The organism is Mesorhizobium sp. P2_E10 (assembly GCF_056404235.1).
Window position 1 is genome coordinate 387,652 of sequence record NZ_JBFUEK010000002.1, and the last position, 11,943, is coordinate 399,594.

Below are 11,943 nucleotides of genomic sequence, written 5' to 3' on the forward strand. Positions count from 1 at the left end.
CCCCACGGAGCAGATGCCCCATTTGCCGCGTGTCTCAAACAGGCGCATCGATTTTCGTCAAGGTCTGCGGGGCAGCGGGTCGGATTTTCGCCTTTGGCAAGCTAGGCGATCATGCGCGAGGCCACCCAGCGCATCCAAGCTTTGGGAGGCCCTCCGTAATCGGCGCTCTTTAAAAATCCGAACTGGACCTGTGCTTGCGAACGAAGTCAGTCGCCATAGTGCCTTTCCCGCCCTAGGCCGCGTTCGCAATGTCCGGCCGCGCCTCCGCCAGCATCTGCCCCGATAAGCCCCACGCAGCTTGTATGATTCCAGGCTAATATATGCTACCCCTGCGTCATGCGCGGACTGCTGGCACTTGGAATGCTGGTATTGGCGGCTACAACTGCAGCCGCAGGTGAGCAATTGTTCGACTCCATCGCCGCCGGCGACAAGGGTGCCGTCGAGCAAGCCCTGGCAGGCGGTGCCGACGTCGACAGCCGGGCACGCGACCAGGCAACCCTCCTTATCGCTGCAGCGCTCGACAACCAGCCCGAAATCGCCGAATTCCTGTTGGGCAAGGGCGCCGACGTCATGGCGCGTAACTCGGGCGGCTTTACCCCGCTTCATGCGGCGGCCTTCTCGGGCAGCCTGCCGGTCGCCAAGCTGCTGCTGGAAAAAGGCGCGGTGCTCGACGATGCCGCCAACAAGGCGGGCGCTACGCCGTTGTTGGTGGCCGGCGAGGAAAACCACCTTGAACTGGCCGAATTTCTTATCGCGAAAGGTGCGGATGTGAACCATCCCGAGGGTCATGGCTACATGCCGACAACGCGCGCATTCTGGAAGGGCAACACGGAAATCTTACGACTGTTCAAACGCCATGGCGGTACCTGCCAAGCCAAAATCCTTGGCGAGGCGAACGCGGCGAAGTGCGCAGAAATCCACGATTGAAGGAGGATGCAGATGAGCACGATGATCAAGTCACGACTGGTTCGGAATTTGGGGGCGGCCGCCCTGGTCGCGGTCGCTGCGGTCGCCGGCGCGGGATCGGCCTGGGCGGACGATTCGGTAAACACCGGCTATTTCGGAGGTGTGGCGATCATGGGCTACGACACGGTCGCTTACTTCACTGACGGCAAGGCTGTGAAGGGCTCCGAAGAGTTCACCTATGACTGGCTGGGGACACCCTGGCATTTCGCCAGCAAGAAACACCAGGAAATGTTCATGAGCGAACCGGTCAAGTACGCTCCTCAATATGGCGGCTACTGTGCCGGCGAAGTCGTGGGCGGTGGGGTCACGATCAACGTCGATCCGGAAGCATTCAAGATTATCGATGGCAAGCTCTACCTGATCTACGATGTCGGCAATGCGGACAGTTTCGCCGCGCATGCAGCTGAAGAAATACCGAAAGCCGATGCCAACTGGCCGAAGGTCGCGGCCAATTTGGAGCTCGACAAGTATCACTGAGACCAGGTTCGCCTACTGGACGACCGTGAAGTGAAACACCTTGCTTGTATTGGCATAGGAGTAGCCTTTGCCGGCTTCGTCATTGCGTCTGTAGACGGGACCGCAGTCGGGGCGCCCGAACAGGTTCTCGCTCTGCTCGCACAAGAGATCGCCATCGACGTAGACGGTCTCGGTGACCAGCCGCGTCGTCGTGCGGAAGGCTGCCTTGCCGTCGCTCCCGATCTGAAGGAAGGCTGGTTGCAGACCGGGTTCGATCTGGCCTTGCAATGTATGGCCAGTGACGAGGGACGCGATCTCAGCACCCTTCAACTGGTCATGCTCGTCCGGGGTAAAGCCATAGCGCCATTGGGGTAGGCCTGCCTGGCGCAGTGCGTTGACGAGGATCGCCAGATCCTGCGGGTTCCGGAAGTGTGCATGAGTCATCTGCCACCCAGCCAAAGAGTCCACGTAGCTGGACCCTGCTACGAGGTGGAGCCCAGCTGCGATTTCGGCTTTCGCATCCGGCAGACGGCCGCCGCGGACATACGCCGCAGCGAGTGTAAACCGAAAGTTGCCAACCGTGGACGCATCGTCGCGGGTGCGTTCGAGAGTCTCGATCGCTTTATCGACATTCCCCTGAAGAAGAAAAACCAGCCCTGCAGTTTCCCTGTTGATGGGTGAAAGGTTGGGGTCGAGCCTGAGCGCTGTCTCGACCGCTGCGGCTGCCTCGGCATAATTGCCGGCGCATAACTGAACATATCCAAGGGCTGCTTGCGCCTCTGCATCGCCCGGACCGATTGAAACAGCCTTCTTGGCAGAGGCAATCGCATCTTCGTAGCGGCGATTCACGACCTGCATGATACCGAGAATGGCATAGGGCGATGAAAGGTCCGGTTCGAGTTCCAAAGCTCGGCTAGCCTTCTCATAGGCTCGCTTGCGCGCGGGCGCGCTCTGCATGATGTCGTTGAAGGCCTCGCGCCAGATATAGACTGTCGTGCGCGCGTCGGCCGCAAAGGCTTCCGCGAACGCTGGGTCGAGCCCCTCCGCCTTTTCATAGAGCGCAAGCGCCTCCCGCAGCCCGGCCAGCAGGACGTTGCGTGACGCCGTCTCGGCTTGGAGATAATAGTCGTAGGCCTCGAGATTGTTCGTCGGCGGGCGTGCCATGCGCTCGCTTTCCGCTGCCGAAGGTTGCATGCCAAGCGCTTTGGCGATCTCCCCGCTCATCTCTTCCTGGACGGCAAACACGCCAGCCATGCCGCGGTCGAACCGGTTGGCCCACAGATTGTCGCCCGTTGCCGTATCGATAAGCTGGGCGTTGAGGCGGATCTGCTCGCCGGTGCGGCGGACGCTCCCCTCGACGACGTAGCGGACACCAAGGTCGCGCGCGACATCGGCCAGCGCTGCAGGCTTGTTCTTGTAGGCGAACACCGAGTTGCGCGCGATGACGTCCAGACCGGAAAGCTTGGTGAGGTCGGTGATCAAATCCTCGGTGATGCCGTCCACAAAATAGTCCTGGCTCGGATCACCCCCGAGGTTTGTAAACGGCAGCACGGCAACCGATGGTCGCTCGGCCAGGGAAGATGTCCCCGATTGCCACGCAAACAATCCTGCAAGGAGCACGACGAGCAGGACCGCGATTCCTGCCATCACGATCGCCCGGGGGGATACCGGTCGGCGAACCGCCACCTTGATTTTCCCTGCGGCTGCAGGATCCAGCAGCAGCCGATACGCGCGAACCGGATCGGCGATGTTCTTCAGGCGCTGCTCGCCAAGACTGGCAAAGCCGACATCAACCTTGTGCAGCGCGTGATCGAACGCCGTGCCCGAGATACATACACCTCCCGGCTCGGCCATCGACTCCAGTCGCGCGGCGATGTTGACGCCATCGCCGTAGATGTCATTTTCCTCGACGATGACGTCGCCGAGATTGACGCCGATGCGAAACCGGATCTGCCGGGCATCGGCGGTGCCTTTATTGCGATCGGCCATCCGGCGTTGGATCATGGCCGCGCACTGGACGGCATCGACGACGCTGGCGAACTCGACCAGCGCGCCGTCGCCCATGAGCTTGATAATGCGCCCGTGGAATTCCTTGATCGCGGGGTCGACCAGTTCGCGACGGCAACTTTTCAACCGCTCGAGTGTACCGACCTCATCCTCGCCCATGAGCGTGCTGTATCCGACCACATCGGCAGCAAGTATCGCGGTAAGCCTTCGCTCCATACCTGCCTGCGCCCTCCCGGTCGATCAAGCGGCTTCGGTGCAGCCTATTCTAGTCCCGCGTCGGACGCGAGTGTGTGCCACCGCTATGGAGCTCGACAAATATCACTGAGACGCGCGTGTGCGTCTACTGAACCACCGTGAAGTGGAACACCTTGCTTGAGTTGACGAAGGAATAGCCGCCGCCTCCATCGTCGCGGCGTTTGTAGACAGGTCCGCAGTCGGGGCGCCCGAACATATTCTCGCTCAGCTCGCACAATCGGTCGCCATCGAGACGGATGGTCTCGGTGACCAGCCGCGTCGTGGAGCGGAAGGCTGCCTTGCCGTCGCTCCCGATCTGGAGGAAGGCTGGTTGGAGACCGGGTTCAAGCTGGCCCTTCAGCGTATGGCCCAGCACCAACGAGGCGATCTCCTCGCCCTTCAAGCGGTTGTGCTCGTCGCCGGTGAAGCCGAACGGCCATTCGGGCAAGCCCGCCTGCTGCAACGCGTCGATGATGAGAGCCAAATCCTGGGGGTTACGGTATTGGGCACCGTTGAGCCGGTATGCGGACAATGAATCGAACCCCGGTGTCGACATGGAACCTAGTCCCTCGACGACCGCCGCCCTCGCATCCTGCAGGCGGCCGGCGCGGGCGTATGCGGCACCAAGCGTAATTCTGAAATCTCCGACTGACGGCGCATCGTCGCGCGTGCGTTCGAGCGCCTCGATCGCCTTGTCGTTGCTACCTTGAATGAGAAAGACCAGACCGGCAATTTGCCGGTTGATGGGTGAAAGGTTGGGATCGAGCCTGAGCGCTGTCTCGACCGCTGCGGCTGCCTCGGCATGATTGCCAGCGAACAGTTGCACGTATCCTAGAGCTATCTGCGTCTCCGCATCGCCGGGGCCGAGTGCGACGGCTCGCTCGGCCGAAGCGATGGCTTCCTCGTAGCGGCGATCCACGACCTGCATGATGCCAAGAATCGCATAAGGCGACGAAAGATCCGGGTCGAGTTGCAGCGCACGGCTTGCCCTTTCATAGGCGCGCTTGCGCGCGGGCGCGCTCTGCATGATGTCGTTGAACGATTCGCGCCAGATATAGACTGTCATGCTTGCGTCCGCCGCGAAGGCTTCGGCAAAGGCAGGGTCGAGCTCCTCCGCCTTATCGTAGAGCGTGAGCGCCTCCCGCAGCCCGTCGCGCCGGCCGGTCCGCGCTGTCTGCTCGGCCCGAAGGTAGTAGTCGTAGGCTTCGAGGTTTACGGTCGGCGGGCGCGCCATGCGCTCGCTTTCCGCTGCCGAAGGTTGCATGCCAAGCGCATTGGCGATCTCCCCGCTCATCTCGTGCTGGACGGCAAACACGCCGGCCATGCCGCGGTCGAACCGGTTGGCCCACAGATTGTCGCCCGTTGCCGTATCGATGAGCTGGGCATTGAGGCGGATCTGCTCGCCGGTGCGGCGGACGCTCCCCGTCACGACGAAGCGGACGCCAAGGTCGCGCGCGACGTCCGCCAGCGCTGCAGGCTTGTCCTTGTAGGCAAACACCGAGTTGCGCGCGATGACGTCCAGACCGGAAAGCTTGGTGAGGTCGGTGATCAGATCTTCGGTGATGCCGTCAGCGAAATAGTCCTGGCCTGGATCGCCGCCGAGGTTTGCAAACGGCAGCACCGCAACCGATGGCCGCGATGGCACCGAGAACTTCTGCCATGCGAAAATGCCGGCAATCGCGGCAATCGCCAGGGCGGCGGCGCCTGCCAGGATCATGACGCGCAGGCCCGGCCGGTGGGGGGCGGCCGTGACCTTGCCCGAGGCTGCGGGATCCAGCAGCAGCCGATAGGCGCGAACAGGATCGGCGATGTTCTTAAGGCGCTGCTCGCCAAGACTGGCAAAGCCGACATCCACCTTGTGCACGGCGTGGTCGAACGCCGTGCCTGAGATGCAAATACCCCCGGGCTCCGCCATTGCCTCCAGGCGCGCGGCAATGTTCACGCCGTCGCCATAGATGTCATCGCCTTCGACGATGACGTCGCCGAGATTGACGCCGATGCGAAACCGGATCTGCCGGGCATCAGTGGTGCCCCGATCGCGCTCCGCCATTCGGCGCTGGATCACGGCAGCGCACTGGACGGCATCGACGACACTCGCGAACTCGACGAGCGCGCCGTCGCCCATGAGCTTGACCATGCGGCCGTGGAACTCCTTGATTGCAGGGTCGACCAGTTCTCGACGGCAACTTTTCAACCGCTCGAGCGTACCGACCTCATCCTCGCCCATGAGCGTGCTGTATCCGACCACATCGGCAGCAAGTATCGCGGTAAGCCGTCGCTCCATGTGATGGTGTCCTGCCTCGTCCACCCAAGCTTCGCCGACGAGCGTAGTCGACTGGCATTTCGAATGCGAGCGTGCTCGGCACACTGGGCAGCGATAATGCAACCACGTCGTTTTTGCGGCCAGCCAAAAGCGGATGCTGCCGAATGGATGCCCTGAGGCCTGGTAACGACATCGGACCTTTGAGGTTGAAGGTCCGCTATCGTTCTTCCCTCGCCACAAGCGGACCTACTGCTCCCGGCCCAAATGCGGCATCCAGTTCGCGGTTCCGAGAGGTCCGCCCGTGGCGAAAACTGACATCCGGCAGGCATGCTGTCCGTCGCGGCCATTCGTGAAGTCTGTCACCGTTCTCGCTCAACGACCAGGTACGAGGACGGTGCAGTACCGGGGCAGCGTGCTCCTGACCAGGATTGCCAGCCCCTGCCGCTTACCTTGCGTTTAGCTCCGCCATGTAAGGATCCGAAATCCGGGGGCGCACGCCAATGTTGGACAATTATGAGCTCGACCGGTTTGGCGTGATCCACCAGATCGACGTCACACCGATCACATACGACAAGCAGTACATTTCCTACTACGAGGATCTGAGCGACCGGACCATCAAGCTCGGATATCAGCGGCTTGGCTGGGTGCTGGGAATAACCGGTGAGATACCGCGGTCGGTGCTGGAGATTGGCTATGGCACCGGCACATTCATCGAAGCCGCGAAGATTACCGGGGTTGCCGACTGCGCCGGCTGCGACATCACCCGGTTTCCGCTGCCCAAGGGTGTGCGCTTTGTCGATTGGGAGGAGGCGCTCGCCGGCTCGTGGGATCTTGTGGCCATGTTCGACGTGCTCGAGCACATCCCTGACCTGAGTTTTCTCGCCCGTCTTCAAGCCCGCCATATGGCCATCGCCGTTCCTTACTGCCGCTGGCGTGAGCTCGGCGCCGATGGCGACGCGTGGTTCGAGACGTGGCGCATGCGTCTGCCCAACGAGCATTTGCACCATTTCGACCGTCAATCGCTGGTGGCGCTGCTGGCTGACAACGGTTTTGAGTGCGTGACGCTGAATGGCTTCGAGGACGGGATCAGGCTGCGGCCGGGCGAGGCCGGTCCGAATATTCTGTCCGGCTTTTTCAGAAAGCTATAGGCGCGCCCGGCTGAGCGTGCCTGCACGCAGGAGGATTACGGCGCCGGCGCCGGCGCCGGTGCGGGTGCCACGGGCGCTGCCGCCGGTGCCGCCGTGAACCCGCACTGCTTCTGTTCCATGTCGATCTGCTTGGTGATGCGGATGGCGTTCTGGGCGTAGGCTTCCGTCACCGAGCCGCTGTTGACGGTCTTGTCCTTAAGCGGGCTGACGGCCGCGCAGAGGTGGAAGACGTGCTCGGTGTCGGACTTCGCGGCGCCGTTTTCCGGCGCGATCCAGTAGACGATATCCTGGCCATTGGGGTGTGCCGCGTCCTTCGTCGCCTCAGCCACGGTGGTGGAGTCGGTGGCGATCGCCTGTGCCTGGGCGGCGACCTCGGGCGAACAGGCTGTGGTCGGCTGCCCCGCCTTGATCTGGGACGCGCACGTGTTCATGTCCTGCGTGTACTGCTCGACCGATGGGGGTTGGAAGCTGACCCCGATCACCGTCGCCAGCACGGCCAGCACAGCGCCGACGCCGCCGGCAACTTTCTTGCTCTGCGGATCCATGTTTTTGTCGGTGAAGATCAGGAGAACCAGCGGCAGGAAGGCAATCAGCGTGATGATTGCGCCGAGCTGGTTCTGGACGAAGAACCTGAATGTCTCGGATGCGCGGGCCGGATCCTGCCTGTTGGCCGCCTTCCAAAGCAAGTTGCCGGCGATGGCGAAAATCGCGATCCCGACCAGAATGCCGATCAGCAGTGGCAGGTTTCCGTGGTCGAACTTGTGCTGGCGGAGCAAAACAACCCCGGCGATCTCGCCGCCAATGGCAACGACCCACGACAGCGCGGCGAAAAGGCGGAGGCGCGTGGCGCCGGACTTCTGCCCCTGCGATGCCTGCCAATCCTTGGTAACGTCTGTGGTCGGCTTGTTGTCGGTCATGACCAGGTCCCCCGGTATCGACACTTTTGCAGGGCGGCGACACATCGAAAGGCGCCCGGCGCAGCGTCATTGAACGAACGTCGCCTGCCTCAGCGCGAAAGCGCCACGGCAGATACCCATCCTTATTGCGCATGATGGGATTCGTCCATAGCCACGGGCAGACGCCGATGGCAATGCGTGGTTCCGGGCATGGCGCACATGTGTCTTCAGAAATCGCTAACCATGACCCGCCGTCCATGGCTGCCACACAATTATTTGAACCTCTGGTGCAATGCAGCATCTTGAATGGTAAGCACGCTCATTATATATCCCGCTCATGGTTTCCGATGGCATCGACAGATTGGGCTTTTTGATCCACGACGTGCAGCGTTTGATGCGCAAGCGGTTCGAGGCGCGTGCCAGCGGCTTCGGCCTTTCGTCGGCACAATGGCGGCTTTTGGTCCGCGTCGCCAAGGAGGCTGGAGTCGCGCAAGCACGGCTCGCCGAACTTCTCGAAATCGAGCCGATCAGTGTCTCGCGCTTGGTCGATCGCATGGAGGAGGGCGGCTGGATCGAACGCCGCCCCGACGCGACCGACCGCCGCGTGCGCATGATCTTCCCGACCGCCAAGGCGAGCGCGGCCTATGCCCACGTCAAGAGCCTTGCCGGAGAGGTCTATGAGGAATCGCTCGTTGGCGTCTCGCCGGAAGATCGCCGTGTCCTGATCAGGGCGTTGGATATGATCGTGCAGAATCTTGCAGATGGCGAGACGTCGTCCTTGGAAAAAGTGAAGAGTACGGAAGGCGCAGCAGCATGAACGCGGCAGCCAAGATAGAAGAGAACGTGACCAGGCTGGAAATGCAGGCGCCGGCGCAGCCGGTCGCCGAGGCGCCATCGCAGCCGGCGGCTGCGCCGGTGGCGATTGCTCCTCCGGTTCAGCCGGCGTCGGTGGCGCCGAAGAGGAAGCGCCCCGCCGGTCGTTTCCTTTTGATGTTTGCGCTGCCCGCGGCGTTGATCGCCGGCGGCGCCTACGTCTGGGTGACCGGCGGCCGCTACCAGGAGACCGAGAACGCCAATCTGCAGCAGGCCAAGGTGTCGATCGCCTCGGATACGGCGGGCCGCATCGTTCAGGTCGATATCGCCGACAACCAATTGGTCAAGCAGGGCGACGTGCTGTTTGCCATCGACCCGGAACCTTACCGGATCGCGCTGGCCCAGGCCGACGCGGCGGTTGCGGTCGCACGGGTCGGCATCGAGCAGTTGCGCGCTTCCTACAGCCAGGCGACGGCGCAGGAAAAGTCCGCCACCAGTGAAGTCGACTATGCCCAGTCGCAATATGACCGCGCCGCCGACCTTGCCCAGAAGGGCATCAACACCAAGTCGGCGCTGGATCAGGCCAAGAACGACCTCGACAAGGCCAAGCAGCAGCTGGCTGTGGCACAGCAGGGCATCATCAGCGCCAAGGCAGCACTTGCCGGCAACCCCGACATAGAGACCGACAAGCATCCGACCGTGATGGCAGCACTCGCCGCGCGCGACAAGGCCGCCTACGATCTGGCGCAGACCACGGTCAAGGCGCCGGCCGACGGCGTCGTCAGCCAGGCCTCCTCGTTCAAGGTCGGCCAATATGTCGGTTCCGGCACGCCGCTGTTTGCGCTGGTCGAGACCGGCGACACCTGGATCGATGCCAATTTCAAGGAAACCCAGCTCACCCATATGAAGCCCGGCCAGAAGGCCGAGATCGTCGTCGACACCTATCCGGGCAGGACCTTCGAGGCCACGGTCAAGGCCATTGGCGCCGGCACCGGGGCCGAGTTCTCGCTGCTGCCGGCCCAGAATGCCACCGGCAACTGGGTCAAGGTCACGCAACGCATTCCGGTGCGCCTGGAACTGACCGATGCCGACGCCAAAATGGCGCTGCGCACCGGCATGAGCGTCTCAGTCACCGTCGACACCGGCGTTTCGCGCGGGCTTCCGAGTATCTTTGGCCACGCCACGGCTGGCGAGGCTCAATAGACCGTGAATGGACCGTGATACCGAAAAGTGAAAATCGGTGTTCGGCAAAATTCATGGTCAAGGACGAACACCAGCGCTCGCCGTGCAGGCGGGTGAATGCAGATGACAGGATTGGTCCGATGGGAGGTGTGCGAGGGGTTGGGGTTGGACCGGGCCACATTGCGGCCTGACCGAAACCTGAACGACTCGACGCAGGGCTCTTCGGTCCTCAGGTTTCCGGGCGGCAAGCGCCTGATGTGTCGAGACGTTCGGTCGATGTAACCCCCACATCGATAGTCGCGTCCCACCGCGATGAGTGTCTTCCACTAGGAAGGCCTCGCCGCCCGGAAACCTAGTGTACACGGTTTTGTTACCTGTCGGAAGTTTTGCATCATGAGCACGCCAGAACCCTTCAAGGAAGTGCCGCACCGAGGCCTGATCACGGTTGCGCTCATGCTGGCGACGGTCATGCAGGCGCTCGACACCACGATTGCCAATGTCGCGCTGCCGACCATGACCGGCGATCTCGGCGCCTCTCCCGACAACATCAACTGGGTGCTGACGTCCTACATCGTTGCCGCTGCCATCATGACACCGGTGACCGGCTGGCTGGCCGATCGGTACGGCCGCAAGGAACTGTTCCTGACGGCGGTGGTCGGCTTCACCATCTTCTCCATGCTGTGCGGTCTGGCGTGGAGCCTTGAAAGCATAGTGCTGTTCCGGTTGATGCAAGGCGTTTTCGGCGCCGCGATCGTGCCGCTGTCGCAGACCTTCCTGCTCGACATCAATCCCAGGGAACGCCACGGCCAGGCGATGGCCATCTGGGGTGCCGGTATCATGCTGGGGCCGATCCTGGGCCCGACGCTCGGTGGCTGGCTGACCGAGAATTTCAACTGGCGTTGGGTCTTCTTCATCAACCTGCCGGTCGGCATTGCGGCCTTCCTCGGCATGGCCGCCTATCTGCCGGCCGTTGCCCGGCGGGTGCGCAACTTCGATTTCTTCGGCTTCGCAATGCTTTCGCTCGGTGTCGGCGCGCTGCAGCTGATGCTGGATCGCGGCGGCGAGGTCGACTGGTTTTCCTCGGTCGAGATCTGGATCGAGCTCGGTCTTGCGATAACCGGCTTCTGGGTTTTCATCATTCACACGGTGACGGCGGAGCGCCCGTTCATCGACCCCAAGATATTCGTCGACCGCAATTTCGTGACCGGGCTGGCGTTCATCTTCGTCATGGGTGTGCTCATCCTGGCCTCGATGTCGCTGCTGCCGCCAATGCTGGCGACCATCTTCGGCTATCCGACCATGACCATCGGTGTCGTCATTGGCCCCCGCGGCGTCGGCACGATGATTTCGATGCTCGTCGTCGGGCGGCTGATGAGCAAGGTCGATGCCAGGATTCTCGTCGTCATCGGCTTTCTGCTCACCGCGCAGTCGCTCTACACCATGGCCAGCTTCACGCCGCAGATGGACAACTGGCTGATCCTCAGCTCCGGCATCATCCAGGGCCTGGGAATGGGTATGGTGTTCGTGCCGCTGTCGACCGTGGCCTTCGCCACGCTTGACCCGCGCTACCGCACCGATGCAACCGCCTTGTTCAGCCTGGTGCGCAATCTCGGCTCATCCATCGGCGTATCGGTCGTGACGGTTCTGCTGGTGCGCAACACGCAGATCAATCATGCCGAGCTTTCGGCCTTCATCAACCCGTTCAACCCTAACCTTTGGGTGGCTTCGCCGGCAGCCGCAGGCGGCGACCCAATGGCGCTTTCCCAGGTGGACGGGCTGGTCAATATCCAGGCGATGATGATTTCCTACGTCAATGACTTCAAGCTGTTGATGATGATGACACTGCTTGCTGTGCCGTTCGTGTTCCTGCTGCGCAAGCCAAAGGCTGGTCCGGCCGCCGGCGGAGCACCTGCCGCGCATATGGATTGAACGAGCGCCGATATTTGTCGGTAGCAGATGACGCTATCGCGGACGCGCC

Annotated in this window: 9 protein-coding genes; 6 read left to right on the forward strand and 3 right to left on the reverse strand. The window is 62.2% G+C overall.

What is annotated here, in order from left to right; genetic code table 11:
• Positions 1-336 precede the first annotated feature (336 nt).
• Complete coding sequence (locus AC1D0N_RS06685) at positions 337-927, forward strand: ankyrin repeat domain-containing protein (protein ID WP_477242643.1); 591 nt, start codon at positions 337-339, stop codon at positions 925-927.
• A 12-nt stretch (positions 928-939) separates the two neighbouring features.
• Positions 940-1,443: a YHS domain-containing (seleno)protein gene (locus AC1D0N_RS06690; RefSeq protein WP_477242644.1), complete on the forward strand. Its 504-nt coding sequence runs from the start codon at positions 940-942 to the stop codon at positions 1,441-1,443.
• Positions 1,444-1,455: 12 nt separating this feature from the next.
• Here AC1D0N_RS06690 and AC1D0N_RS06695 read toward each other — a convergent pair whose 3' ends face one another.
• Entirely contained in the window at positions 1,456-3,645 is a 2,190-nt protein-coding gene (locus tag AC1D0N_RS06695; protein ID WP_477242645.1) for an adenylate/guanylate cyclase domain-containing protein, read from the reverse strand.
• Between the two features lie 124 nt (positions 3,646-3,769).
• Complete coding sequence (locus AC1D0N_RS06700) at positions 3,770-5,947, reverse strand: tetratricopeptide repeat protein (protein ID WP_477242646.1); 2,178 nt, start codon at positions 5,945-5,947, stop codon at positions 3,770-3,772.
• A 512-nt stretch (positions 5,948-6,459) separates the two neighbouring features.
• On the opposite strand from AC1D0N_RS06700, the gene AC1D0N_RS06705 reads away from it, so the two are divergent.
• Positions 6,460-7,074, forward strand: a complete 615-nt coding sequence (locus AC1D0N_RS06705) for a class I SAM-dependent methyltransferase (RefSeq protein ID WP_477242647.1) — start codon at positions 6,460-6,462, stop codon at positions 7,072-7,074.
• A gap of 35 nt (positions 7,075-7,109) precedes the next feature.
• Here the strand turns inward: AC1D0N_RS06705 and AC1D0N_RS06710 are convergent, their stop codons facing one another.
• Positions 7,110-7,991: a hypothetical protein gene (locus tag AC1D0N_RS06710; protein ID WP_477242648.1), complete on the reverse strand. Its 882-nt coding sequence runs from the start codon at positions 7,989-7,991 to the stop codon at positions 7,110-7,112.
• Between the two features lie 316 nt (positions 7,992-8,307).
• Here AC1D0N_RS06710 and AC1D0N_RS06715 point away from each other — a divergent pair, with 316 nt between their 5' ends.
• The 3 genes from AC1D0N_RS06715 to AC1D0N_RS06725 all read left to right on the forward strand — a co-directional run bounded on the left by AC1D0N_RS06715 (position 8,308) and on the right by AC1D0N_RS06725 (position 11,894).
• The gene (locus tag AC1D0N_RS06715) at positions 8,308-8,787 is read left to right on the forward strand and encodes a MarR family winged helix-turn-helix transcriptional regulator (RefSeq protein ID WP_477242649.1); all 480 of its coding nucleotides are present in this window, start codon (positions 8,308-8,310) and stop codon (positions 8,785-8,787) included.
• Positions 8,784-9,986 (forward strand): HlyD family secretion protein, encoded by a 1,203-nt coding sequence (locus tag AC1D0N_RS06720; protein WP_477242650.1) that lies wholly within the window; start codon positions 8,784-8,786, stop codon positions 9,984-9,986. Before AC1D0N_RS06715 ends, AC1D0N_RS06720 begins: the two co-directional genes overlap by 4 nt.
• Positions 9,987-10,358: 372 nt before the next feature.
• Positions 10,359-11,894 carry a DHA2 family efflux MFS transporter permease subunit gene (locus AC1D0N_RS06725; RefSeq protein ID WP_477242651.1) on the forward strand — a complete coding sequence of 512 codons (1,536 nt, stop codon included), beginning with the start codon at positions 10,359-10,361 and terminating at the stop codon, positions 11,892-11,894.
• Positions 11,895-11,943 lie beyond the last annotated feature (49 nt).